Origin of the sequence: Streptomyces nodosus, assembly GCF_008704995.1 — a bacterium.
GTDB lineage: Bacteria > Actinomycetota > Actinomycetes > Streptomycetales > Streptomycetaceae > Streptomyces > Streptomyces nodosus.
In genome coordinates this window covers 4,295,015-4,318,199 of sequence record NZ_CP023747.1, presented here as the reverse complement: position 1 = coordinate 4,318,199, position 23,185 = coordinate 4,295,015, and the positions used below count along the sequence as shown (strand labels likewise).

The 23,185-nt window shown below is 70.0% G+C and carries 22 protein-coding genes; 3 read left to right on the top strand and 19 right to left on the bottom strand.

The features are described 5' to 3' along the window. Nucleotides 1–16: 16 nt before the first annotated feature. Both CP978_RS19535 and CP978_RS19530 read right to left on the bottom strand, forming a co-directional pair. Nucleotides 17–1,681: a serine/threonine-protein kinase gene (locus CP978_RS19535; protein WP_150478256.1), complete on the bottom strand. Its 1,665-nt coding sequence runs from the start codon at nucleotides 1,679–1,681 to the stop codon at nucleotides 17–19. Between the two features lie 95 nt (nucleotides 1,682–1,776). Then, nucleotides 1,777–2,625: a menaquinone biosynthetic enzyme MqnA/MqnD family protein gene (locus CP978_RS19530; protein ID WP_043442846.1), complete on the bottom strand. Its 849-nt coding sequence runs from the start codon at nucleotides 2,623–2,625 to the stop codon at nucleotides 1,777–1,779. 351 nt (nucleotides 2,626–2,976) lie between these two features. On the opposite strand from CP978_RS19530, the gene CP978_RS19525 reads away from it, so the two are divergent. Further along, nucleotides 2,977–3,180 (top strand): cold-shock protein, encoded by a 204-nt coding sequence (locus tag CP978_RS19525; protein WP_043442843.1) that lies wholly within the window; start codon nucleotides 2,977–2,979, stop codon nucleotides 3,178–3,180. Nucleotides 3,181–3,344: 164 nt separating this feature from the next. Here CP978_RS19525 and CP978_RS19520 read toward each other — a convergent pair whose 3' ends face one another. From CP978_RS19520 to CP978_RS19480, 9 genes are all read right to left on the bottom strand, one after another. Continuing rightward, entirely contained in the window at nucleotides 3,345–4,550 is a 1,206-nt protein-coding gene (locus CP978_RS19520) for a cytochrome P450 (protein ID WP_043442840.1), read from the bottom strand. Nucleotides 4,551–4,671: 121 nt separating this feature from the next. Further along, entirely contained in the window at nucleotides 4,672–6,612 is a 1,941-nt protein-coding gene (locus CP978_RS19515; RefSeq protein WP_043442837.1) for an AMP-dependent synthetase/ligase, read from the bottom strand. A 471-nt stretch (nucleotides 6,613–7,083) separates the two neighbouring features. Further along, a complete protein-coding gene (locus CP978_RS19510; protein ID WP_043442835.1) occupies nucleotides 7,084–7,383 on the bottom strand; it encodes a DUF4229 domain-containing protein in 300 nt (99 codons plus the stop codon). Nucleotides 7,384–7,515: 132 nt separating this feature from the next. Beyond that, nucleotides 7,516–8,040, bottom strand: coding sequence for a GNAT family N-acetyltransferase (locus CP978_RS19505; protein ID WP_043442833.1), 525 nt, complete (start codon nucleotides 8,038–8,040; stop codon nucleotides 7,516–7,518). A gap of 63 nt (nucleotides 8,041–8,103) precedes the next feature. Continuing rightward, nucleotides 8,104–9,267: an aminofutalosine synthase MqnE gene (gene mqnE, locus CP978_RS19500; protein WP_043442831.1), complete on the bottom strand. Its 1,164-nt coding sequence runs from the start codon at nucleotides 9,265–9,267 to the stop codon at nucleotides 8,104–8,106. 131 nt (nucleotides 9,268–9,398) lie between these two features. Then, on the bottom strand, nucleotides 9,399–9,857 hold the full coding sequence (locus CP978_RS19495; RefSeq protein ID WP_043442828.1) for an Lrp/AsnC family transcriptional regulator: 459 nt from the start codon (nucleotides 9,855–9,857) through the stop codon (nucleotides 9,399–9,401). A gap of 168 nt (nucleotides 9,858–10,025) precedes the next feature. Beyond that, a complete protein-coding gene (locus CP978_RS19490) occupies nucleotides 10,026–10,694 on the bottom strand; it encodes a UbiX family flavin prenyltransferase (protein ID WP_043442824.1) in 669 nt (222 codons plus the stop codon). Nucleotides 10,695–10,817: 123 nt separating this feature from the next. After that, nucleotides 10,818–11,720, bottom strand: a complete 903-nt coding sequence (gene mqnP, locus CP978_RS19485; protein ID WP_043442821.1) for a menaquinone biosynthesis prenyltransferase MqnP — start codon at nucleotides 11,718–11,720, stop codon at nucleotides 10,818–10,820. 79 nt (nucleotides 11,721–11,799) lie between these two features. Next, nucleotides 11,800–13,257 carry a menaquinone biosynthesis decarboxylase gene (locus tag CP978_RS19480; RefSeq protein WP_043442819.1) on the bottom strand — a complete coding sequence of 486 codons (1,458 nt, stop codon included), beginning with the start codon at nucleotides 13,255–13,257 and terminating at the stop codon, nucleotides 11,800–11,802. An 89-nt stretch (nucleotides 13,258–13,346) separates the two neighbouring features. On the opposite strand from CP978_RS19480, the gene CP978_RS19475 reads away from it, so the two are divergent. Continuing rightward, nucleotides 13,347–13,742, top strand: coding sequence for a PLD nuclease N-terminal domain-containing protein (locus CP978_RS19475; RefSeq protein ID WP_043442817.1), 396 nt, complete (start codon nucleotides 13,347–13,349; stop codon nucleotides 13,740–13,742). A 42-nt stretch (nucleotides 13,743–13,784) separates the two neighbouring features. Here CP978_RS19475 and CP978_RS19470 read toward each other — a convergent pair whose 3' ends face one another. The 8 genes from CP978_RS19470 to hemL all read right to left on the bottom strand — a co-directional run bounded on the left by CP978_RS19470 (nucleotide 13,785) and on the right by hemL (nucleotide 22,271). After that, complete coding sequence (locus CP978_RS19470) at nucleotides 13,785–14,210, bottom strand: SRPBCC family protein (RefSeq protein ID WP_043442815.1); 426 nt, start codon at nucleotides 14,208–14,210, stop codon at nucleotides 13,785–13,787. A gap of 139 nt (nucleotides 14,211–14,349) precedes the next feature. After that, nucleotides 14,350–15,432 carry a c-type cytochrome biogenesis protein CcsB gene (gene ccsB / locus CP978_RS19465; RefSeq protein WP_043442812.1) on the bottom strand — a complete coding sequence of 361 codons (1,083 nt, stop codon included), beginning with the start codon at nucleotides 15,430–15,432 and terminating at the stop codon, nucleotides 14,350–14,352. Next, a complete protein-coding gene (gene resB / locus CP978_RS19460; protein ID WP_043442809.1) occupies nucleotides 15,429–17,243 on the bottom strand; it encodes a cytochrome c biogenesis protein ResB in 1,815 nt (604 codons plus the stop codon). Before resB ends, ccsB begins: the two co-directional genes overlap by 4 nt. 3 nt (nucleotides 17,244–17,246) lie before the next feature. Next, nucleotides 17,247–18,017: a cytochrome c biogenesis CcdA family protein gene (locus CP978_RS19455; protein WP_043442806.1), complete on the bottom strand. Its 771-nt coding sequence runs from the start codon at nucleotides 18,015–18,017 to the stop codon at nucleotides 17,247–17,249. Nucleotide 18,018: 1 nt separating this feature from the next. Further along, on the bottom strand, nucleotides 18,019–18,654 hold the full coding sequence (locus CP978_RS19450) for a TlpA family protein disulfide reductase (protein WP_043442803.1): 636 nt from the start codon (nucleotides 18,652–18,654) through the stop codon (nucleotides 18,019–18,021). Nucleotides 18,655–18,720: 66 nt separating this feature from the next. Further along, nucleotides 18,721–20,004 carry a polysaccharide deacetylase family protein gene (locus tag CP978_RS19445; protein WP_043442801.1) on the bottom strand — a complete coding sequence of 428 codons (1,284 nt, stop codon included), beginning with the start codon at nucleotides 20,002–20,004 and terminating at the stop codon, nucleotides 18,721–18,723. A gap of 276 nt (nucleotides 20,005–20,280) precedes the next feature. Next, nucleotides 20,281–20,955, bottom strand: a complete 675-nt coding sequence (locus CP978_RS19440; protein WP_043442799.1) for a histidine phosphatase family protein — start codon at nucleotides 20,953–20,955, stop codon at nucleotides 20,281–20,283. Next, the gene (gene hemL, locus CP978_RS19435) at nucleotides 20,952–22,271 is read right to left on the bottom strand and encodes a glutamate-1-semialdehyde 2,1-aminomutase (RefSeq protein WP_043442797.1); all 1,320 of its coding nucleotides are present in this window, start codon (nucleotides 22,269–22,271) and stop codon (nucleotides 20,952–20,954) included. Before hemL ends, CP978_RS19440 begins: the two co-directional genes overlap by 4 nt. Nucleotides 22,272–22,410: 139 nt before the next feature. Here hemL and CP978_RS19425 point away from each other — a divergent pair, with 139 nt between their 5' ends. Next, the gene (locus CP978_RS19425) at nucleotides 22,411–23,073 is read left to right on the top strand and encodes a hypothetical protein (protein ID WP_079162218.1); all 663 of its coding nucleotides are present in this window, start codon (nucleotides 22,411–22,413) and stop codon (nucleotides 23,071–23,073) included. The last annotated feature ends 112 nt before the right edge of the window (nucleotides 23,074–23,185 follow it).

The window sequence follows — 23,185 nt, the reverse complement described above, 5'->3', positions numbered from 1 at the left end:
ACGGTCGGACGGTCCGCTAATCGGCTCGGTCGACCTTGGTCATCCGTGCCGTCGGGTTGCCGGCGCGCGCGTTGTCCGTCTCGTAACCGAGGTGGCTGCCGGCCAGGGTCAGCCGCACCTCGTGCCGCCCGGTGGTGCAGGTCGACGGGTTGGACTCCTCGGCCACGCTCGTGACCACCAGGCGCCGGGCCGAGATCCGCTCCAGAAGCAGTACGTCGTCGCAGGTGCCGCCCAGCAGGTCGGTGGACCGGAAGTGGCCGATCTCCTCTCCCACGCCGGCCTGCCGGAGAGTGACGCGGAAGGTGCCGGCGGGCAGTGCGCCACCGAGCGCGACGGCCTCGCCCTCCCAGGTGCCCAGATAGGCCTCGGGCACGGCGGTGGTCCTCGCCCCGCCCGGGCCGGCCGGACGGCCCGTGTCGAACAGCCCGAACAGCAGCGCCGAGCCGGCCGCCACCGCGCCCAGCGCACCCGCGAGCGTCAGCACCCGGGCCCACCCCAGCCGCCGTCCGCGGCCGCCGTCCGCCACGGTCGCCGCGGGCTTCCCGGGGCGGCCCTCGGAGGTGGGCGGGGCGGCGTCCGACGGGCCCGACTCCCCCGGGCGCGGCGACGGCAGGGCGGCGGACGGGGGCGCGGGGGTGCTCATCGCGGGCGGCGGTCCGAAGACCCCGCCGGGCACCCGGGCGGAGGCTCCGCCCGACGGCGCCCCCTCGGGTTCCGCCGCGGCGGTGGGCTCCTCGGCCACCGACACCCTACTGAAGGCCACCGGCCCGGACCGCTCCGCCTCCCCCGCCTCCAGATTGAGCAGCTGTACGGCCTTGCGGCTGACCTGTTCCACCAGGGGGCCCGGCAGCCAGCCCCCGGCCACCAGACGCGCCGCGCCCTGCGGGGCGAGTCGGCCGGCCACCTCGGCCGGTGCGGGCCGCGCGGCCGGGTCCTTGGCCAGGCACGCGGCCACCAGGTCCCGCAGCTCGCCCGTGAGCGGCCCGAGTTCGGGCTCCTCGTGGACGACCTTGTAGAGCAGCGCCGCCGAGGAGTCGCCGGGGAAGGGCGGCTCCCCGTTCGCCGCGTACGCCAGCACCGCGCCCAGCGAGAAGACGTCCGCCGCACCGGTGACCCCCTTGCCGAGGATCTGCTCCGGGGACATATAGCCGGGTGAGCCGATGGAGACGCCCGTGGACGTCAGCGACGCGGTGCCGTCCGTGGCACGTGCGATGCCGAAGTCGATGAGCAGCGGACCGTCCAGGGTCAGCAGGATGTTCGACGGCTTGACGTCCCGGTGGACGAGCCCGAGGCCGTGCACCGCCGTCAGGGCCTCCGCGAGTCCCGCGCCCAGGGCTCGCACGGAGGGGAGCGGGAGCGGACCGACCTCCGTGACCGCGGCGGTCAGGGACGGCCCGGCCGCATACCCGGTCGCGACCCAGGGCACCGGCGCGTCGGGGTCCGCGTCCAGAACCGGCGCGGTCCAGGCGCCGCCGACCCGCCGGGCGGCGTCCACCTCGCGGCGGAAGCGGGCGCGGAACTCCTCGTCCAGCGCGAAGTGCGGATGCACGATCTTGACCGCGACCGTGCGCCCGCCGGCGCTGCGCCCCAGATAGACCCGGCCCATCCCGCCGGAGCCGAGCCTGCCGAGCAGCCGGTAGGGCCCCACCTCGCCGGGTTCACCGGCCTCCAGCGGCTGCATGGCGCACACCCCTTCCCCCGTACGAGTTCCCGAGCAGCGTAGTCCCGCGGCGGCGCGGGAGGCGTGCACCGTGCCCGGGCGTCGGGCGCGCTCTGCTACGGCGTCAACAGCTCCACCTTCACATCGGCCGGAAAGCCGGTCGTCGGGCCGACCCGCCGCGCGAACTCGGCGACCGCCGTCAGCTGGGGGCCGCCGAACCGGAAGTCCAGCGTGGTGAAGTACTTCTCCAGGACCCGCTCGTCGAAGGCCTCCCAGCGCGCCGCCTGCTCGGCGACCTTGCCGACCTCCTCCAGGGACAGATTGCGGGAGGACAGAAAGGCCTCGTGCACCTTGCGGGTGATGAACGGCTCGCGCTCCAGGTAGTCGCGGCGCGCCGCCCACACCGCGAAGACGAAGGGCAGCCCCGTCCACTCCTTCCACAGCGTGCCCAGGTCGTGCACGGTGAGGCCGTAGCGGGGCCCGTCGTGGAGGTTGGCGCGCAGCGCGGCGTCGCCGATCAGCACCGCCGCCTCCGCCTCCTGCATCATCAGGCTGAGGTCGGGCGGGCAGGTGTAGTAGTCCGGCGCCACCCCGTAGCGCTCGGCGAGCAGCAGCTGGGCGAGTCGTACGGAGGTCCGCGAGGTGGAGCCGAGGGCGACCCTGGCCCCGTCCAGCCGGTCCAGCGGGACCTGGGAGACGATCACACAGGACATCACCGGGCCGTCGCAGCCGACCGCGATGTCGGGAAAGGCGACCAGTTCGTCGGCGTGCTTGAGGAACTCGACGAGGGTGACCGGACCGATGTCCAGCTCGCCCTGCACCAGCTTCTCGCTGAGTTTCTCGGGGGTGTCCTTGGTCAGCTCGAGGTCCAGGAGGGTGCCGGTTCTCGCGAGCCCCCAGTAGAGGGGCAGGCAGTTCAGGAACTGGATGTGACCGACGCGCGGCCGAGTGCGAGAATTGTCCACATCGCGAGACTAGACCCCGTGCGGCACCGTCCCGGGCCCGGGTCCGCGACGACTTCCGAGACCCCCCGGCCGATCGGGGCACCTCCGGGGACTACGATGCGACACCAAGATGTCAATCAGCCCAGTGTCATTCAAACGTCCGGGTGAAGTGATCTTGACCTCTATTGCTTCCGGCTGCCTGCGTGCTAGGCTCGCCGCAAGTTGCAGTTTGGTTTCCCTTGCAGTACAGAGCCTGCGGAGCATGTAACCGCGGGCTCTCGTCGTTTTCAGACATATGCAGTTGTGCGGCGCTTCTGTTTTCACACTTGCAGGTTCTGGAGCAGGGCAACCCTTTGGGCCCAAGGAGGGCTTATGGCTACCGGAACCGTGAAGTGGTTCAACGCCGAAAAGGGCTTTGGTTTCATCGCCCAGGAAGGCGGCGGCCCCGACGTCTTCGTCCACTACTCCGCGATCAACGCGAACGGCTTCCGTTCGCTCGAGGAGAACCAGCAGGTGAGCTTCGACGTGACCCAGGGTCCCAAGGGCCCGCAGGCGGAGAACGTCACCGCCATCTGAGCTCACTCTCGGAGTTTCGGTCTCCGGTTCCAGGCGGTCGGCTCGCTGAGCCCGACTGCTTTGATCCGGAACGGAGAGCAGTACCCAAGGAGCCCCGCGCCTTCGGCGCAGGGGGCTCCTGCTTTTTTGGCCCCGGTCATCCCCTGGAGTGCCGCCTCGGGGACCTACCAGGTCACAGGCAGTTCCAGCGGGAAGCGGCGGATCGTCTCCGTGTCCCAGCGCACCTCCTGCGGCGGCACCGCGAGCCGCATCCCCGGGAAGCGCTCCACCAGCCGGCCGACGGCCACCTCCAGCTCGGCCATGGCCAGCGGGACGGCGATGCACCGGTGTCCGCCCCAGCCGAAGGTCATATGCGGCGCGGACGGCCGCTCCGGGTCGATGGAGTGCGGGTCCGGGTAGCGCCCGGGGTCACGGTTCGCCGTCAGATACGACACATGGACGAAGTCACCCGCCCGGATGCGCACGCCGTCCAGTTCCACGTCCTCCAGAGCCACCCTGGGGATCCCGACCCCCTTGCGGAAGGGGATGACCCGGAGCAGTTCGTTCAGAACCTCCGTCAGGGCCTCCGGCCGGTCCCTGAGGTGCTCCATCAGCTCGGGACGGGTCAGCAGCAGATAGGCGATGTTGCTGATCTGGCAGGTGGCGGTGTCCTGTCCGCTGAGCACCAGCGTCAGCGCCATGACCGCCAGCTCCTGGTCGTCGAGCGCGTCCTCGCCGTCCTTGGCCGCGGCCATCGCACTGATCAGGTCCGTGCCCGGGACGCGCCGCCGCTGTTCGACCAGTCCGGCGAAGTACTCCCGCATCTCGGCCTTGGCCCGGGCCGCGGTCTCCCGGCTGTCCGGTCCGGTGGCCAGCAGCTGGTGGACGTACTGCTGCATACGGGGCCAGTCGTCCTGCGGGATGCCCAGCACATCGAAGATGGTCTGCCGGGGCAGCGGGTTGGAGAGGTGCTGGGTCAGATCGGCCGGCGGCCCCAGCTCCTCCATCTCGTCCAGCAGGGTGTCCGCCAGCCGGACGATTCTGCGCCGCATCCGGTCGACATGACGCTGGGTGAAGCCCTGCGACGCCAGGTGCCGCAACCGGCTGCTGTCCGGCGGATCCAGCACATTGATCGACTCCGGGGAGACGATGGGCTCCGGGGTCAGCCTCGGATAGTCGGACCCGGTGATCCCCGCCCGGCTGAACCGCTGGTCCGTGGTCACCTGCCGCACCCCCTCGAACCCGGTGACCAGCCAGGCGTCGGCATCGCCGTAGGGGAGCCGGATCCGGGTGATGGACTCGCGGGACATGAGCGCCGCGAGCGAGGGATCGAACTCCAGGGCCTCACTGAAGTCGAACGGGCACCGGATTGCTTCGCCGCCAGTGGTCATCCGCGGTTCTCCCTTGTCATGTCAGCCATCCTCACTCCATGCTTATCTCCTTTCGCGCTCGGTGACCTCCCGAACACCCCCACATGGCGCTGTCCCGCGCCGCCCCGCCCCGTCCCGACGGTCAGCGGTAGAGGGACTCCACATGGGGGGCGAAGTCGCGGAGGATGGCGTCCCGGCGGAGCTTCAGCGAGGGGGTCAGGTGGCCGTCCCGTTCCGTGAAGTCCACCGGGAGGACGGTGAAGCGGCGGATGGACTCGGGGCGGGAGACCAGCTTGTTGGCCTCGTCCACCGCGCGTTGCAGGACCGTGTGCAGCGCGTCGTCGTCCACCAGGTGCTGCGGCCACAGCGGGGGCCGTCCGTTCATCCGGCACCAGTGGACGATGCCCTCCGGGTCCAGGGTGATCAGAGCGCTCACATAGGGGCGGCGGTCACCCAGGACCATGCAGTGGGAGACCAGCGGATGGGAGCGCAGCCGGTCCTCCAGGGGCGCGGGGGCCACGTTCTTCCCCCCTGCGGTGATCAGGATCTCCTTCTTCCGGCCGGTGATCGTCAGATAGCCCTCGTCGTCCAGACGGCCGAGGTCGCCCGTCGGGAACCAGCCGTCGGGGGCGGCGGGAACCACCCCGCCGGCATGGGGGTTCCAGTAGCCGCGGAACACCTGAGGACCGGACAGCAGCACCTCGCCGTCCGCCGCGATACGGACCGCCATCCCGGGCAGGGGCCATCCCACCGTGCCCAGACGGGGTCTGAGCGGGGGCGTCACGGTGGCCGCTCCGGTGGTCTCCGTCAGCCCGTAGCCTTCGAAGATCTCCACGCCCATGCCCGCATAGAAGGCGGCGAGCTCGCGGCCCAGGGGGGAGCCACCGCAGATGACCTGGCGGAGGCGTCCGCCCAGGGCGTTGCGGATGCCACGGTGGACCAGCGGGGAGTAGAAGGCGCGGGCCGTCTTCAGGGCCCGGTTGGGGCCGGGTCCCGTACCGTGCCGTCGGGCCTCCAGCGCCTCGCCGTAGCGGCGGGCCACATCAGCCGCGCGGTCGAACAACGCCGTCCGACCACCGCGCTCGGCCACCGCCCGGGCGTTGTTGTAGACCTTCTCCAGCATGTACGGGATGGCCAGCAGAAAGGTCGGCCGGAAGCTCGCCAGATCGGCCAGCAGGTCCTCCGCCTTCATGCTGGGCGCGTGGCCCAGGCACACCCGCGCGCGGACGCAGGCGATCGACACCATCCGGCCGAAGACGTGCGACAGCGGCAGGAACAGCAGGGTGGAGGGCACATAGTCGTCCTTCGGCCCGAACACCGGGGCGAGGAGCTCGATCGCGTTGTCGACCTCCGCCAGGAAGTTCCCGTGCGTCAGCGCACAGCCCTTGGGGCGGCCCGTGGTGCCCGAGGTGTAGACGATCGTGGCCGGAGTGTCCGGGCCCAGGACGCCCCGGCGCACGGCCACCTCCTGGTCCGGCACCGACCGGCCCAGTTCCGCGAGCCGCTCGACGTGCCCCTTGCCCATCACCCACACATGGCGCAGATCGGGCAGCCGGTCGCGTTCGGGGCCGAGGGCCGCCGCCTGGCGGGCCTTCTCCGTCACCAGGGCCGCGGCACCGGAGTCCTGGAGGATCCAGCGGGTCTGGAAGACCGAGGAGGTGGGATACACGGGGACCGTGACCAGGCCCGCCGCCCAGGCCGCGAAGTCCAGCAGCGTCCACTCATAGGTGGTCCGCGCCATGATCGCGAGCCGGTCGCCGGGCATCAGGCCCTCGGCGATCAGCCCCTTCGCGACGGCCAGCACCTCCTCGGCGAACCGGGCCGCCGTCACATCGGTCCATGCCCCGTCCGGGTCACGGCGCCGGAAGACCTGGTGGTCGGGGGCCGCCCTCGCATTCTCGAACGGCAGGTCGGCGAGCGACCCATGGGTCACCCAGGACGCCAGCGGGGGCACATACGCCTCGCGCACCTCGCCGTTCAGCCTCCGGAGGGTCGGCTCCACGAGCACCGGCCCGCCGTCGTGATCGAGGTCGAGATCGGCCGGGTCCTCGGGGACGGGCGCGGACGAGTACGGGTCGGGCATGGGGCAGCTCCTGTGACCAGCGGCTGTGCACCGCTCTGCTGCAGGGGGGTACGCGCGGGGCACACCCTGGCGTTCACCGGCGTACGCGGCTCGCGGTCACCGCCGGTCGGACCGTGATCGTACGGCGCGGGAGCGAGGAGGTGGTGCGGGTTCCGGGACGCTCCGAAGCGGGGGGGGCGTGCAGCCGCCGCCTCCGGGACGCTCCGGAGCCGGGGGCGCCCAGCCGCCGCCCGGCCGGCCTTCGGACAGGGGCGGCGAGGGACACCGGACGCGGCCGACGAGAACGGTCGGGCGGGCCGGTCAGGGAGGTCGGCCGCGGAGGAGGGCCGGAAGCACGCGGGCGCCGGGCGGGGGCGCAGGGCGGCCGGGAACGGACCTGTCCGTGGCCGCCGGTCCGGCGCGTGCGCAGAGAACGGAACGCGCGCCGACCAGCCTGGAGCAGGCGGCCGGCGCGGGTGCCGGGTGCCGGAACTAGGACGCCTGGTGCGGTGCGGTCACCGGGGCGTCCGCCAGGTCCTCCTGGCTGCGGTTGGCCTCGACGTTGGCCTTCATCCGCTCCACCCGCTCGACGACCTGCAACGACGCCCGGTCGCGCTCCTTGCGGAGCACCACGAAGCTGATCGGGGCCGAGATCACCAGGGCCAGCAGCACCACCCAGATGCCGTTGGAGTCACCGAGGCCGCGCGGGACGAGGCCCGAGTAGACGAGGCCCCAGGTGAGCACGAGGCAACCCGCGAAAATACCGAGGCGCATCAGCGTGTAGCGGAGCATCTCAATCCACTCTTCCGTTCCGTGGGCCACCCCTGTTCGGGCGAAACCGGGCGTCCGGGGAGATCCCGTAGGTCACATTCCAGTGAAGCACGCCGGGCCTTCGCTCCTGCAGGGGGGTGCGCGGACGCCCGCTCATCCCAGCGGCAGCAGCATGACGATGTCGTCGCGGTCGTCCCCCGGCGTCACCCGGATCGCGCCGGGCACCCGGCCGACCTCCTTGTAGCCGCAGGAGCCGTAGAACCGCTCCAGACCGAGGCCGCCCCGGCAGGTGAGCCGTATCGCCTCGATGCCCTCGAAGCCGCGGGCCGCGTCCTCGGCGGCGGCCATCAGGTCACGGCCGTACCCCTTGCCCTGATGGCGGGGGTGCACCATCACCGTGTAGAGCCACATCCAGTGCGTCATCAGCCGGTGGGTGTTGAAGGTGAGGAACGCGGCCGCGGCCACCCGCCCGTCCTCGTCGAGCCCGACCAGCAGCCGGGCGCGGCCCTCGGCCATCGCCGTGAGGTGCCGCAGCAGTTCCGGGCGGATCTCCTCGCGGGTGACCGGCGGGACGAAGCCCACCGCCCCACCGGCACGGGACACCTCCGTCCACAGATCGAGGACGCCGTCACGGAGGGCGGGAGTCATGGCCGGATCGAGCACAAACGTAAGGGGCATGGCGGGAGGCTATCCATTACCTCTCGATGTGCTCAAGACCTGCTCCCGCCGTCCGGGGACGGGTCAGACCCGCATGGGCTGGGGCTCGTCCCGGCGCGCCGGGTCCGGGCCCTCGTACTCACGGATGATTTCGTAGCGGGTGTTCCGCTCCACCGGGCGGAAGCCCGCGTCCCGGATCAGATCGAGCAGGTCCTCGCGGGTCAGCTTGTTCGGCGTGCCGAAGTTGTCCGCATCGTGCGTGATCTTGTACTCCACGACCGAGCCGTCCATGTCGTCGGCACCGTGCTGGAGGGCGAGTTGCGCGGTCTGCACCCCGTGCATCACCCAGAACACCTTGACGTGCGGGACATTGTCGAAGAGCAGCCGGGAGACCGCGAAGGTCTTCAGGGCCTCCGCGCCGGTCGCCATCTGCGTCCGCGTCTGGAGGCGGTTGCGGACCTTGCCGTCCTTCATGTCCACGAAGTCGTGCTGGTAGCGCAGGGGGATGAAGACCTGGAAGCCGCCGGTCTCGTCCTGGAGTTCACGCAGCCGCAGCACATGGTCCACCCGGTGCCGGGGCTCTTCGATATGACCGTAGAGCATGGTGCACGGGGTCTTCAGACCCTTCTCGTGCGCCAGCCGGTGGATGCGCGACCAGTCCTCCCAGTGGGTGCGGTGGTCGACGATGTGCTGCCGGACCTCCCAGTCGAAGATCTCGGCGCCACCGCCGGTCAGCGACTCGAGGCCGGCGTCGATCAGTTCGTCGAGGATCTCGGAGGCCGTGAGACCGGAGATGGTCTCGAAGTGATGGATCTCGGTCGCAGTGAACGCCTTCAGCGAGACGTTCGGCAGCGCGGCCTTCAACTCGCGCAGCGAGCGCGGGTAGTAACGCCACGGCAGGTTGGGGTGCAGTCCGTTGACGATGTGCAGCTCGGTGAGGTTCTCCGACTCCATCGCCGTGGCGAGGCGGACGGCCTCCTCGATGCGCATCGTGTACGCGTCCTTCTCCCCCGGCTTGCGCTGGAAGGAGCAGTAGGCGCAGGACGCGGTGCACACATTCGTCATATTGAGATGACGGTTGACGTTGAAGTGGACCACGTCGCCGTTCTTGCGGGTGCGCACCTCGTGTGCGAGGCCGCCCAACCAGGCCAGGTCGTCCGACTCGTACAGCGCGATGCCGTCCTCGCGGGTCAGCCGCTCACCGGCCCGGACCTTGTCCTCCAGCTCGCGCTTGAGCCCGACATCCATACTTCTGCCTCTCCCTGTGGACGAACCTGCCCCACCGTACCCCTCGGCCCCGGGGGCGGGCGGTGCCCCCCGTGCGCGCCTCGGCACGCCACCACCCGCACACCCCGGTACGGCACTTCGCGCCGGATTGCCTAGCGCCGGCCGGACGGCAGTTCGCCCACCCGGTTCTCCCACTTGGTGGAGAGCACGATCGTGGTCCGGGTGCGGGAGACACCCTTGGTGCCGGAGAGCCGGCGGATGGTCCGCTCCAGACCGTCCACGTTGTCGGACCGCACCTTGAGCATGAACGAGTCCTCACCGGCGATGAACCAGCAGTCCTCGATCTCATGAAGGTCCTTCAGACGGAGCGCCACGTCCTCGTGGTCGGCGGCGTCGGAGAGCGAGATGCCGATGAGGGCGGTGACCCCGAGCCCGAGGGACGCGGCGTCGACCGTGGCGCGGTAGCCGGTGATGACTCCGGCCGCCTCCAGGCGGTTGATACGGTCGGTGACGCTGGGCCCGGAGAGGCCCACGAGCCGGCCGAGCTCGGCGTAAGAGGCCCTACCGTTCTCGCGCAGGGCCTGGATGAGCTGCCTGTCAACGGCATCCATAGATCCGCAGCCTTTCATTGTTCGGCGTTCCCGCAAGTTTACGCATAGAAATCAAGGCACATAGGGCCGAAGCCCTCTATTTCTTTCATATGATTCGGGGCGCGTCACCGTCCCGGCACGGCGTACCGCCGACGGGCGCTCCCCAGGCGCAGCCCCCGCCCCCGGCGCCTACTCGTCGGCCCCGGAGCCTCCCCCGAGCTCGCCCTTCCAGCGGCGGTACAGCCCGTGCGGCACCCCTGCCGCGTCCAGCACCCGTCCGGCGACGAAGTCCACCAGGTCCTGGATGTGCGTGGCTCCCGCGTAGAACGCCGGTGACGCGGGCAGGACCACCGCGCCCGCCTCGTCCAGCGCCACCAGTTGCCTGAGGGTCACCCCGCTCAGCGGGGTCTCCCGGACGGCGACGACCAGCGGGCGCCGCTCCTTGAGGGTGACGCTCGCGGACCGTTGCAGCAGGTCCTTCGAGAGCCCGAGGGCCACCCCCGCCACACAGGCCGTGGACGCGGGCACGATCAGCATCCCCTTCGCCGGGTACGAGCCGGAGGACGGCCCCGCGGCCAGGTCGCCGGCGCTCCAGTGCCGTACGCGGTCCCCTTCGACGTCGACCGTGAAGGTGCCGGGCTTGCCGTCGGCGCCACGCTCCAGCCATTCCCGCAGATCGTCCCGCCAGTGGGCGTCCCGGAAGGCGATCCGGGTCTCGTCGAGCAGGGTGAGCCGCGAGGCACGGGAGACCACCAGATCGACGCTCTCCCCCGCGGCGAGCAGGGCCCGCAGCACGGCAGCGGCGTAGGGGGTGCCCGAGGCGCCCGAGACCCCCACGATCCAAGGCCTACGCGGCATCTCTCCTGGCTTGGCTGGGTTCACGCCCCGAGCCTATCCGGCACCGCACCGCACGAACCGGCCCAGGGGTCCCCCTCCGCCGCCCCCGGGGTCAGGGCCGCTCGTGCCCTTCCGGATCCGCGTTCACAGTGCCAGACCCCGCACCAGCAGGTCGAGCAGGGCGCACACGAACAGGGCGATGCCGATGAACCCGTTGACGCTGAAGAAGGCCCGGTTCACCCGGCTCAGATCATGGGGGCGGACGATGCTGTGCTCGTACACGAAGGCGCCCGCCACGATCACCAGGCCCAGCCAGAAGAAGAAGCCGGCGCCGGTGGCGAGGGCGTACCAGACGAACAGCGCCGTCACAATCGTGTGGCACACCCGGGCGCCCCAGATCGCCGCGGGGATGCCGAAGCGGGCCGGTACCGACATCACGCCGATCCTGCGGTCCGTCTCCACGTCCTGGCAGGCGTAGATCAGGTCGAAGCCGCCGATCCAGATGCCCACCGCGAGGCCGAGGATCACCGCGTCCCAGGACCACTCACCGCTGATCGCCAGCCAGCCGCCGACCGGGCCCATCGACTGGGCCAGGCCCAGGATGGCCTGCGGGAAGTTGGTGAACCGCTTGCCGTACGGATAGACCACCATCGGGATCACCGCGATGGGCGCCAGGGCCAGACAGAGCGGGTTGAGCAGGGCGGCGGCGCCCAGGAAGAAGACCAGGGCGACCAGCGCGCCGGTCCAGGCGTGCCGCACCGTCATCGCGCCGGTGACCAGCTCGCGATGGGCCGTGCGCGGGTTACGGGCGTCGATCTCGCGGTCGATGATCCGGTTCGCCGCCATGGCGAAGGTCCGCAGGCCCACCATGGCGACCGTGACCAGCAGCAGCCGGCCCCAGTGGACGGAGCGGTCCCACTCGAACATCGCGGTCAGCGCGGCGATGTAGGCGAAGGGCAGTGCGAAGACGGAGTGCTCGATCATCACCAGGCGCAGAAAGGCCCGGGTGCGTCCCGGCTGCGGGATCGCCGCGGAGGCGCTGCTCACCGGCCGTACCCCGGCTCGGCCCCGCGGCGTCGGGGCGTTCCCGTCCCCGCGCTCACGGCTCCCGGCGTGTCCGTACGCGTCACAGTCCGTACTCCTTCCAGCGTCGCGTCACTCGTTCGGCGGTCTCCGGGTCCGAGAGGACCATGTCGGGCCAACCGCCGTCCCTGGTGTAGCCCTCCTCGGGCCATTTCCTCGTCGCGTCGATACCCGCCTTGCCGCCCCAGAACTGCTGGTAGGAGGCATGGTCCAGATGATCGACGGGACCTTCGACGACCGTGAGGTCACGGGCGTAGTCGGTGTTGCCGAGGGCGCGCCAGGCGACCTCGTGCAGATCGTGGACGTCGCAGTCGGAGTCCACGACCACGATCAGCTTGGTCAGGGACATCATGTGCGCGCCCCAGACGGCGTGCATCACCTTCTGGGCGTGCTTGGGGTACTTCTTGTCGATCGACACGATCGCGCAGTTGTGGAAGCCGCCCGCCTCGGGCAGGTGGTAGTCCACGATGTCCGGCACGATGATCTTGAGCAGCGGGAGGAAGAACCGCTCGGTGGCCCGGCCGAGGGGGCCGTCCTCCGTCGGGGGGCGTCCCACGACGATCGACTGGAGCAGGGGGCGCCTGCGCATGGTGACGCAGTCGATCGTCAGCGCGGGGAAGGGCTCCTGCGGGGTGTAGAAGCCGGTGTGGTCGCCGAAGGGCCCCTCCGGCAGCATCTGCCCGGGCTCCAGCCAGCCCTCCAGGACCACCTCGGCGGCGGCCGGCACCTGGAGCGGCACCGTCTTGCAGTCGACCATCTCGATCCGCCGGCCCGCGATGAACCCGGCGAAGAGGTACTCGTCGATGTCCCCGGGCAGCGGGGCGGTGGAGGCGTAGGTCACGGCGGGCGGGCATCCGAAGGCGATGGCGACCGGGAGCCGCTCGCCGCGCCGGGCCGCCACCTGGTAGTGATTGCGGCTGTCCTTGTGGATCTGCCAGTGCATGCCGATGGTGCGCCGGTCATGGCGCTGGAGGCGGTACAGACCGAGGTTGCGGATCCCGGTCTCCGGGTCCTTGGTGTGGGTGAGCCCGAGATTGAAGAAGGAGCCGCCGTCCTTCGGCCAGGTGAACAGGGCGGGCAGGGCGTCCAGATCGACGTCCTCGCCGTGCAGCACGACCTCCTGCACGGGCGCGCTCTCGGCCTTGACCTTCCTGGGCGGCACATGGGTCATCGCGCCGAGCTTCCCGAAGGCCTCGCGCACCCCGACGAACCCGTGCGGCAGTTCGGGCTTCAGCAGCCCGCCGATCTTGCCGGAGATCTCGTCGTAGGACTTCAGGCCGAGGGACTTGAGGAGGCGCCGGTCGGTCCCGAACACATTCATGGCGAGCGGCATGCTCGACCCGCGCACGTTCTCGAAGAGCAGCGCGGGCCCCCCGGACTTCTGCACCCGGTCGACGATCTCCCCGACCTCCAGAAAGGGGTCGACCTCGGCCTTGATGCGCTTGAGGTCTCCCTCGCGCTCCAGCGCCCGGAGCAGGGAGCGAAGATCGTCGTAAGCCATGCGGTCCAGTATCGGGCAAGGGCTACCCTTGCCCCGTCACCGGGGCCCGTTCCGTGCCCCGACGCCGTCTCCTGGGGGATCGCACCACCATGCTCCGGTATCTGCCCTTCCTACTGGTCCTGGCTCTGTTGATATATGCCTTCATCGACTGCCTGAACACCCCCGAGGAGCAGGTGCGGGGGCTGCCCAAGGTGGTCTGGCTGATCATCATCCTGCTCTTCGGCGAGGTGCTGGTCGGCCCGATCCTCTGGCTGCTCGTCGGCAAGGTGCGTCAGACCCCGGCGACCGGCTCCACACCCTCCGAGTGGCACCGCAACCACACCACCACCTGGGTCGCGCCCGACGACAACCCCGAGTTCCTGAAGTCCCTCAAGGAGGAGAACAAGAAGGACGAGTCGCTCCTGAAGGACTGGGAGGCCGATCTGCGCCGCCGCGAGGACGAGCTGCGGCGCCGGGAACGGGGCGAGGAGCCCACCGCCGACTGACGGACCTCCGCGATCTGTACGACGATGCGGTGCCGCCCCGGTTCAGCCGGCGCCGCCCAGATCGTCGCCGCCGCTCAGATGGACGAGCAGGCGTTCGAAGCGGGCGCGCCAGCCCGGGTCCCGGTCCACCCGGGTCTCATGGGTGAAGCGCACCGTGGTGCCCGTGGGCGGGTCCGGTTCCAGATGGAAGCGGATACGGCCCCGGCCCTCCACCGTGTACTCGGCGATCCGTTCCACGTCCCAGGCCGTGATGCGGCCCCGGGCCGGGCCGTCCGGGAGCCGGAGTCCCACCGCGCCGCCGAGCCGTGGTTCGAAGGGGTCCGCGGCGGCCAGCCAGTTCCGCAGTCCCGCCGCGCTGGCCAGGGCGGGCCAGACCTCCTCCACCGGCCGGGGCAGCCGCAGCAGATAGTGCCGTACGCGAAGATCTCCCCGCCGCTCGACATGACCCCCTTCGATGGGATCGCTCATGATTCCAGCCTGACTCTCGGACGGACGTTCCGCATGTGTGGGATCGCCCTGGTCACAGGCGTGGAGTGCCGAGACGACGACGGCCGGCTTCCACCGACCGAGGTCGGCTGGAAACCGGCCGTGACGGCACGGGCCGGGGCTACACGCCCGCGTACGAGTGCTTGCCGGAGACGAAGATGTTGACGCCGTAGTAGTTGAACAGCCAGCAGGCGAACGCGATCAGCGCGATATAGGCGGCCTTGCGGCCCTTCCAACCGGCCGTGGCACGGGCGTGCAGATATCCGGCATAGGCGACCCAGGTGATGAAGGACCAGGTCTCCTTGGGGTCCCAGCCCCAGTAGCGACCCCAGGCGTCACCGGCCCAGATGGCGCCCGCGATGATCGTGAAGGTCCACAGCGGGAAGACGGCGGCGTTGACGCGGTAGGAGAACTTGTCGAGCGAGGCCGAGGCGGGCAGCCGCTCCAGGACCGAGGTGGCGAAGCGGCCGGGCTTGCCGCCGCTCTGGAGCTTGTTCTCGTAGGAGTCCTTGAACAGATAGAGGACCGTGCCGACCGCGCCGACATAGAAGACCGCGCCGCAGAAGATCGCCGTCGAGACATGGATGTACAGCCAGTACGAGTGCAGGGCCGGGACCAGCTGGTCGCTCGCCGTGTACAGCACGGTGACCGCGAGACCGAGGTCGAGCAGGACCGTGGTGACCAGCGGAAGGCCCAGCCAGCGCACATTCTTCTTCAGGGTCAGCAGGGTGAGATACACACCGACGGCGACCGTGGAGAAGGTGATGTTGAACTCGTACATGTTGCCCCACGGCGCCCGCTGCACGGAGGCCGCGCGGGCGATGACGCCGCCGAGCTCGATCAGAAAGGCCAGCGCGGTGAGCGACACGGCGATCCGGCCGTAGAGGTCGCCCTGTTCGTCGCCGCCGTGGGCGCCGGGGCCGTCCGGCACCTCACGGGTGCCGGACGCGGCGCGGGTGACGACCGTCGGCCGCTCCAGCACCGCGGTGCCCCCGGCCTTCTTGACCGTGACGGCGGGCGCCTGCGCCTTCTTCGGGGCGCCGGTGGTGAGCGCGTCGGCCGTGCGGGCGACCTTGCTGCGGCTGCCGAAGAGCCATTCGGCGATGTGCGCGAAGAAGGCCAGGGTGTAGACGGCCATCGAGGAGTAGATCAGCGTGTTGCTGGTGTGCGCGAGTTGTTCGTTGGTGGCGGTGGCGAGGATCACTTCTGCTCGGCCCCTTCGGCGGCGGGTTCGGGAGATGGGGCGCCCGGCTCCTGATCGGGGTCGGCGTCTGGATCGTCCGGGTCATCCGGGTCGTCGGTCTTCGTGGGTGCCCGGTCGTGGACGAGTGCGGCCAGGTCACCCAGTTCCTCGGGCAGCTTCGCGGACTCGCTGCGGCCGAGGCCCGCCATCTCCACGACGGTGACCCCGTCGGCGCCGGTCGTGGCGCGCACCCAGACACGGCGGCGCTGGATGAACAGCGAGGCGGCCAGGCCGAAGATCGCGGCGAGCGCGCCGCCGAGCGCCCAGCCGCTGCCGGGCTGCTGCACGACCTGGAAGCCGGCCCATTCCTTGATGTCCTTCTCGAAGGTGATGGAGCCGTTGCCGCCGGGCAGCTTCATGGTCTCGCCGGGCAGCAGGCGGTCCTTGAGGATGTTGCCCTTGGCGTCCTTGAACTGCTTCAGGTTCTTGGTGTCCAGCTGGTAGACGTTCTGCGGGAGGCCCGCGTCGACGCCCAGGTCCCCGTGGTACGCGTTCAGCGCCAGCACCGGGAAGTCCAGCGCGGGGAACTGGGAGAACATGTCGCCCTTGCCAGCACCGGCGAAGGTCGGCACGAAGAGCGCGAGAAAGCCGAGCTGGTCCCGCTGGCCCTGGGCGTTCCGATAGCCGTCCATCACCTTGATCGCGCCCTGGGAGGTCACATTGGAGTCCAGGGGCAGCAGCGGCACGGCGGCGTGGAAGACGACCGCGCCCTTGCCGTCCCGCACCGTGACCACGGGCGCATACCCGTGGCTGACCAGGTAGACCTTGGCGTCGCCGATCTCCAGCGGCCGGTTGACCTTGACGGTGGCCTTCTTCTCCTTGCCGTAGGCGCCCACGCTGTAGGTGACGTCCGCCTGATAGGTGCGCGGGGTCCCCTTGTTGGGGCCGGTGCGCTCATAGGTGCCGGTGAAGTTCTTCAGGTCGAAGCTGAAGGGCACCAGGTCGTCGTCGGTGAAGAGGCTGCCGTACTTGATGTCGTCGTACTGGGTGAGGGTGTTGGAGAAGCCGTCGCCCTCGACGATCAGCTTGTTGCCCTCGGACTTGAAGAGCTGGCCCCAGGCGAAGGCGACCAGCATCACGATCAGCGCGACATGGAAGACCAGATTGCCGAACTCGCGCAGATAGCCCTTCTCCGCGGCGACCGCGTCACCGGAGAGACGGGCGCGGAACCGGCGCCGCCCGAGCACCTCGAGCGCGGTCTCGCGGACCTGCTCCGGTTCGGCGTCCGTGCGCCAGGTCGCATACGCGGGCAGCCGGGTCAGCCGCTTGGGCGCGGCCGGCGGACGGCCCCTGAGCTGGCCGACGAACTGCCAAGTGCGGGGGACGATGCAGCCGATGAGCGAGACGAACAGCAGGATGTAGATCGCGGAGAACCACACCGAGCTGTAGACATGGAACAGCCCGAGCCGGTCGTAGAGCGGGCCGAGCACGCTGTGCGCGCGCTTGAAGTCCTCCACCTTGAGCACATCGGTGCCGGTCTGCGGGATCAGCGAGCCGGGGATCGCGCCGAGCGAGAGCAGGAACAGCAGCAGCAGCGCGACCCGCATGGAGGTCAGCTGCCGCCAGAACCAGCGGCTCCAGCCGATGATCTCGCGCGCGGTCCAGATGAGCCCGCCCTTGGCGCCGGGGGCGCGGGGGCCGCCGAAGGAGCCGGGCATGGCCGTCTCGGCGGGCGCGGTGGACAGCTGCGCGCCGGCCTCGTCGAGGCGGGGGTCGCCGGTGGTGTCCGTCGTCGTCTCGCTGTGCACGTCGGTGCTCCGTGTGTCGCTCATGGGTCAGATCCCCACCAGGAAGCCGTCGGACCAGCTCTGCATCTGCTGCACGATGCCGTCCCAGACACCGGTCAGCAGCAGCAGCCCGGTCACGATCATCATGGTGCCGCCGATCCGCATCACCCAGAGATAGTGGCTCTTGATCCAGGCGAAGGCGCCGAGCGCCTTGCGGAAGGCGACCGCGGCCAGCACGAAGGGCACCCCGAGGCCGAGGCAGTAGGCGATCGTCAGGATCGCCCCGCGGCCCGCGCTGCCCTGGTCGGAGGAGAGCACCAGCACGGAGGAGAGGGTCGGGCCGATGCACGGGGTCCAGCCGATGCCGAACAGCGCGCCCAGCAGGGGCGCGCCGACCAGACCGGTCACGGGCCGCCGGTGGAAGCGGAACTCACGTTGGGTGAACCAGGGCATCAGGCCCATGAAGAACACACCCATGAGGATCATGAGCACACCGAGCACCTTGGACAGGACGTCCCGGTGTTCCTGGAGCGTCGAGCCGAAGAAGCCGAACAGCGCCCCGCTGGAGACGAACACGGCGGTGAAGCCGAGCACGAAGAGGGAGGCGCCCGCGACCATCCGTCCGCGCCGGGCCTCCGCCAGGTCGGTACCGGTCACGCCGGTGACATAGGACAGATAGCCGGGGACCAGCGGCAGGACGCAGGGGGAGAAGAAGGAGACCAGACCGCCGAGGAGCGCGATGGGCAGGGCCACCAGCAGGGCTCCGTTGAGCACTGTGGCGTTGCTGCCCGTGGCCGCCAGCGTGGACACCGCGTTCATGTCACTTCTCCGCGACGACCGGATCGATCATCTCGCGCAGCTTGTCCTCGCTGAGGGCCTGCAGCGTGCGCGCGGCGATCTTTCCGTCCCGGTCGATGATCAGTGTGGAGGGGATGGCCTGCGGGTTGAGCGTGCCCTTCTCGAACCGGAGCATCAGCTTCCCGGTCGGGTCGTACAGGCTCGGGTAGGTGACCCCGTACTGCTTCTCGAAGGCGCGGGCCGGCTGGGTGTCGGTGTCACGGGTGTTGATGCCGACGAACTGGACGCCCTTGCCCGCCGTCTCCTCGGCGACCTTGACGAAGTTCGGGGCCTCGGCGCGGCACGGCGGGCACCAGGAGCCCCAGACGTTGAGGACGACGACCTTGCCCTTGTAGTCGGCGACATCGAGCTTCTTGCCGTCGATGGTCGTGCCGGACAGATCGGGGGCGGCGGTGCGCTCACCCTTCTTGACGGTCGCGATGCCGTCCGCGCCGGTGATGAAGTTGGTGCTGCCGGATCCCCCGGAGGTGCCGCCGGAACCGCAGGCGGTGAGGACGAGCGCGGCGACGGCGGCCCCGGCGGCAGCCAGGGCGGCGCGTCGGCGGGCATGGCCACGGGTGCGGTTCAGGCGCTGCGGGGCGCGGCAGTCGGCACACATGTGAAAAGTTTCGCATGTCCGTTCCGGGGATCTTGCGCACCCCCCTTGCGGGTGGAAACCCGCATTTCAGGCCGCCTTCGACGAGCCTGACGGCGCCCCCTTGCCGGAGTCCGCGAAGAGCGCCTTCCAGCCGCCTGCGGGGCGTTCGCCCACGTCCAGCGACCGGAGCTTGCTCAGCACCTCGGGCCGCTGCACATCGAGCCAGTCGGTGAACTGGCGGAAGGAGACCAGCCGCACATCGCCGCCCTTCTCCTTCTCGCGCGCGATGTGCTTGAACGCCTTCTCGACGGCGTCCATGTAGATGCCGCCGTTCCACTGCTCGAAGTGGTTGCCTATGAAGAAGGGTGCGCGATTTGTCTCATACGCCCGCTTGAACCCGGATATATAGGAGTTCGCCGCCTGCTCGCGCCACCCCGGGTAGTTGTGGGCGGGCGCCCGGGTGGTGTTGAGCGACTGGTTGGCGAGCATGTTGTAGTCCATCGACAGCACCTCGAAGCTGTGCCCGGGGAACGGGATCAGCTGGAGCGGGAAGTCCCACACCCCCTGTCGCTTCTCCGGCCAGACCTGCCGACCGCCGGGCGAGGAGGCGTCATAGCGCCAGCCCAGCCGACGGGCGGTGGGCAGCAGATTGTTCTGACCGAGGAGACAGGGCGTACGGGCGCCGATCAGCTCCTTGTCGTAGTCGAAGGGCAGCGCCGGCAGATCGGTGAACCCGGTGTTGGTGCGCCACTCCTTGACAAAGCTCTTGGCCTGTTCTATCTCGCTGCTCCACTGTTTGGGCGTCCAGTGCTCGACCGTTCCGAAACCGGAGCAGAAATGGCCGTTGAAATGCGTGCCGATCTCATGGCCTTCCAGCCAGGCGCGGCGGACGTTGCGAAGTGTGGAGCGGATGTGGCCATCCGTCAGATATCCGATGTCGGAGGCGCCGGGCTGGTTGTTCGGCGGAAGATACATACGCTTCTTGGACTCCGGCAGCAGATAGAGCCCGGAGAGGAAGAAGGTCATATACGCGCCGTGTTCCTTGGCGAGGTCCAGGAAGCGCGGGAAGAGCCCGTTACCCACCTCCCCGGCGCCGTCCCAGGAGAACACCACGAACTGCGGCGGGGTCTCACCGGGCTCCAGCGGAACGGGCGTTCCCGGCTGGTTCGGCTGCTTGCCGGTGTCGGTGGTGGATCCGTCGCCGAGCGGACGCGCGGTGACCGTGGGACTGCTGGAGGCACGGGGACTCTCTCTGCCTGCGCCGTCGGCCGGCGCCGCGTCCTGCCGGCCTGATCCGCATGCGGTCAGTCCCATCGCGGCCGCGGCCCCCGCCCCCAGCCCGATCAGTCCCCGTCGGCTGACGTCCCGCATTCCCGTCCCCATTTCATCGCGCCCATCGCGCCGTCTGTGGTCACTCTTTGAGAGGGCACGATGGACGCGGCGGTTCCGGGGAACCCGGAGGCGGGGAGGGGATTCGGCGAAAATACGGTGACATGAGGGGGCCGTCTACGCCCTGTGACATGGCGCACGTGCGGCGCAGACCGGTGCCGTACCGCTCACGGCGCACGTCCCGGCACGCACGCCGTCCGTCGCATGCCTCGGAGCACGGTCCGGCGCACACGGCGGCACACCGTGGACGCCGGTCCGTCAGGCCCCGAACGCCTTGTTCTTCCCCTTCACCGGCTTGGCGCCCGCGAGCAGATGAGCCGGCACCAGATCGCGGGCCGGTTCGGTGTAGCCCACCGACACGATCTTGTCCCCCTGGTACGTGAACGTGGTCAGGGAGGCCAGCGTGCACTGCCGCTTGCGGGGGTCGTGCCACAGCCGCCGCTTCTCCACGAAGCTGCGCACGATCCAGATCGGCAGCTGATGGCTGACGCACACGGCCTCATGACCGCGCGCCGCGTCCTTGGCGGCGTCCAGTGCCCCCATCATCCGGACGACCTGCTCCACATACGGCTCGCCCCAGGACGGCTTGAACGGGTTGACCAGGTGCTTCCAGTTCTCCGGCCGCCGCAGCGCCCCGTCCCCGACCCCGAAGGTCTTGCCCTGGAAGACGTTGTCGGCCTCGATCAGCCGCCGGTCCACGTCCACGTCCAGCCCGTGCGTCTTGGCGATCGGGGCCGCCGTCTCCTGCGCCCGCTCCAGCGGGGAGGCGACGACATGGGTGATGTCCCGGGGGGCGAGGTGCTCGGCCACCCGCTCGGCCATCTGCCGCCCCAGTTCGGAGAGGTGGTAGCCGGGCAGCCGCCCGTAGAGGACCCCCTCGGGGTTGGCGACCTCGCCATGCCGCATCAGATGGACGACGGTGATGTCACTCATGCTGCCGTGGCCTCCGCTGCCGCACGGGCCGCCGCCGGAAGGGCGTCGGCGATTCGCTGGATCGCCCGCTCGTCATGGGCCGTGGAGACGAACCAGGACTCGAAGGACGAGGGCGGCAGATAGACGCCCTGGGAGAGAAGGGAGTGGAAGAAGGCCGTGAACCGGAAGGACTCCTGCCTCCTGGCGTCCTCGTAGTCACGCACCGGGCGGTCGGTGAAGAACACCGAGAACATGTTGGAGGCGGACTGCAGTTGGTGGGCGACGCCCTCCTTGGCGAGAGCCTCCGTGACCAGGGTGCGGATCTCCTCGGAGACCGCGTTCACCGTGTCGTACGCCGCGTCGTCAAGGAGCCGCAGCTGGGCCAGCCCGGCGGCGGTGGCGACCGGGTTCCCGGACAGGGTGCCGGCCTGGTAGACGGGGCCCGCCGGGGCGAGGTGCGCCATGACGTCCTTGCGTCCGCCGAAGGCTGCGGCGGGGAAGCCGCCGCCCATGACCTTGCCGAAGGTCATCAGGTCCGGCTTCACCCCGTCGACGCCGTACCAGCCGGCCCTGCTGGTGCGGAAACCGGTCATGACCTCGTCGGAGATGTACAAGGCGCCGTTCTCCGCGCAGATGTCCTTGAGGCCCTGGTTGAACCCCGGCAGCGGCGGCACGACCCCCATGTTCCCGGGTGAGGCCTCGGTGATCACGCAGGCGATCTCGCCGGGGTGGGCGGCGAAGGCGGCCCGGACGGCGTCGAGGTCGTTGTACGGCAGCACGATGGTGTCGCCGGCCTGTGCCCCGGTGACACCGGGGGTGTCGGGGAGCGCGAAGGTGGCCACACCACTGCCGGCGGCGGCGAGCAACGAGTCGACATGCCCGTGGTAGCACCCGGCGAACTTGATTACCTTGGCCCGCCGGGTGAACCCGCGGGCGAGCCGGATGGCCGACATGGTGGCCTCCGTCCCGCTGGAGACGAGCCGTACCTGCTCGACGGGCTCGACCCGGGCGACGATCTCCTCGGCGAGTGCGACCTCGCCCTCACCCGGAGTGCCGAAGGACGTACCGCGCGAGACGGCTTCCTGTACGGCCGCGATCACCTCCGGATGGGAATGCCCGAGGATCATGGGTCCCCATGAACAAACGAGATCGACATATTCGCGTCCGTCGGCATCGGTCAGATAGGGACCGCTGCCGGACACCATGAACCGGGGCGTACCGCCCACGGCGCGGAAGGCGCGCACCGGAGAGTTCACGCCGCCGGGCGTGACGGCCGACGCGCGCTCGAAAAGAGTCTGCGAAACTGGGGCTTCGTACTGATAGGTCACACTGGCCATGGTGTCAGAGGCCGCGAAGTTCCCGCGGACAGGTGTTTCCGCGCACGTTTCGGCGAGCGGCCGTGGGGGAGGTCACTGACACGATGATCGGGTTGCGCGGCCAGGGCCACGCGTCCTAGAAAAGCAGTCGGGTGGAGATATGCATCGCGGTGGCGGACTGGGCGAGGGGACCGACGACCTGGGTCCTCGGCGTGCCCGGCGGGGAAGGCACCGACGCGACGCGGAGGAGACGACCGAGACACCGGGCTCGCAGGGTGCACAGCTTTCGCGACGTGAGCCTGAGCGGAACGACCGCCCGACGCGTATGGATCGTGGGGATCGTGTGTTCGACCAGCTCAGGACAGGGAGCGGGAATGGTGGCCGGGTGGGGGTGACCTACAAGTACTTCGGCGCGCCGGACGGTGCCACGGCGGCCCGCGTCCCGATCTCGATGCGCCCCGAGGAACTCGGCGGTGACGAGCTCGGCATGGGCGGCATGTTCACCAAGATCAAGCCGGAGACGATGGCGGCGATGGTCCTCACCGGCATAGAGGGCGTCCCGCTGCACAAGGTCCCGCCCCTGGAACTGGTGGTCCTGCACCCCGACTACGCGGTGGTCAAGCTCCCCATGACGGTGGTGGACCCGCTGCGCGACATCGGCGAGGAGGCAGTGGGCGCGGCCGCCTTCATCTGGTCCACGGTCCCGGACCGCGGCGGCCCCCGCGACGCCTTCAACGTCTACCGACTGCTCCACGAATGGCAGGACTTCAGCCACCGGCTGCATGAGGCGGGACATCAGGCGTACTGCCTGGTCTGGCCCTGAGCCGGGGTTTCGCTGTCTCGGGCGGGGTCCGAAGGACCCCGCCCTTCTCTCTTACGCATCCGGCGCTCGGCCGCCGTCCGCCACGAGCGCCCGGAGCGCGGAACCGCCCGGC

Coding starts and splice junctions, on each gene's coding strand:
- CP978_RS19535 (WP_150478256.1), bottom strand. CDS start 1,681: ATGCAGCCGCTGGAGGCCGGTGAACCCGGCGAGGTGGGGCCCTACCGG.
- hemL (WP_043442797.1), bottom strand. CDS start 22,271: ATGGCCAGTGTGACCTATCAGTACGAAGCCCCAGTTTCGCAGACTCTT.
- CP978_RS19480 (WP_043442819.1), bottom strand. CDS start 13,257: ATGGCTTACGACGATCTTCGCTCCCTGCTCCGGGCGCTGGAGCGCGAG.
- resB (WP_043442809.1), bottom strand. CDS start 17,243: ATGAGCGACACACGGAGCACCGACGTGCACAGCGAGACGACGACGGAC.
- CP978_RS19455 (WP_043442806.1), bottom strand. CDS start 18,017: ATGAACGCGGTGTCCACGCTGGCGGCCACGGGCAGCAACGCCACAGTG.
- CP978_RS19515 (WP_043442837.1), bottom strand. CDS start 6,612: ATGCCCGACCCGTACTCGTCCGCGCCCGTCCCCGAGGACCCGGCCGAT.
- CP978_RS19475 (WP_043442817.1), top strand. CDS start 13,347: ATGCTCCGGTATCTGCCCTTCCTACTGGTCCTGGCTCTGTTGATATAT.
- CP978_RS19520 (WP_043442840.1), bottom strand. CDS start 4,550: ATGACCACTGGCGGCGAAGCAATCCGGTGCCCGTTCGACTTCAGTGAG.
- CP978_RS19450 (WP_043442803.1), bottom strand. CDS start 18,654: ATGTGTGCCGACTGCCGCGCCCCGCAGCGCCTGAACCGCACCCGTGGC.
- CP978_RS19440 (WP_043442799.1), bottom strand. CDS start 20,955: ATGAGTGACATCACCGTCGTCCATCTGATGCGGCATGGCGAGGTCGCC.
- CP978_RS19470 (WP_043442815.1), bottom strand. CDS start 14,210: ATGAGCGATCCCATCGAAGGGGGTCATGTCGAGCGGCGGGGAGATCTT.
- CP978_RS19495 (WP_043442828.1), bottom strand. CDS start 9,857: ATGGATGCCGTTGACAGGCAGCTCATCCAGGCCCTGCGCGAGAACGGT.
- CP978_RS19490 (WP_043442824.1), bottom strand. CDS start 10,694: ATGCCGCGTAGGCCTTGGATCGTGGGGGTCTCGGGCGCCTCGGGCACC.
- CP978_RS19525 (WP_043442843.1), top strand. CDS start 2,977: ATGGCTACCGGAACCGTGAAGTGGTTCAACGCCGAAAAGGGCTTTGGT.
- CP978_RS19505 (WP_043442833.1), bottom strand. CDS start 8,040: ATGCCCCTTACGTTTGTGCTCGATCCGGCCATGACTCCCGCCCTCCGT.
- CP978_RS19425 (WP_079162218.1), top strand. CDS start 22,411: ATGCATCGCGGTGGCGGACTGGGCGAGGGGACCGACGACCTGGGTCCT.
- CP978_RS19445 (WP_043442801.1), bottom strand. CDS start 20,004: ATGCGGGACGTCAGCCGACGGGGACTGATCGGGCTGGGGGCGGGGGCC.
- mqnE (WP_043442831.1), bottom strand. CDS start 9,267: ATGGATGTCGGGCTCAAGCGCGAGCTGGAGGACAAGGTCCGGGCCGGT.
- CP978_RS19510 (WP_043442835.1), bottom strand. CDS start 7,383: ATGCTCCGCTACACGCTGATGCGCCTCGGTATTTTCGCGGGTTGCCTC.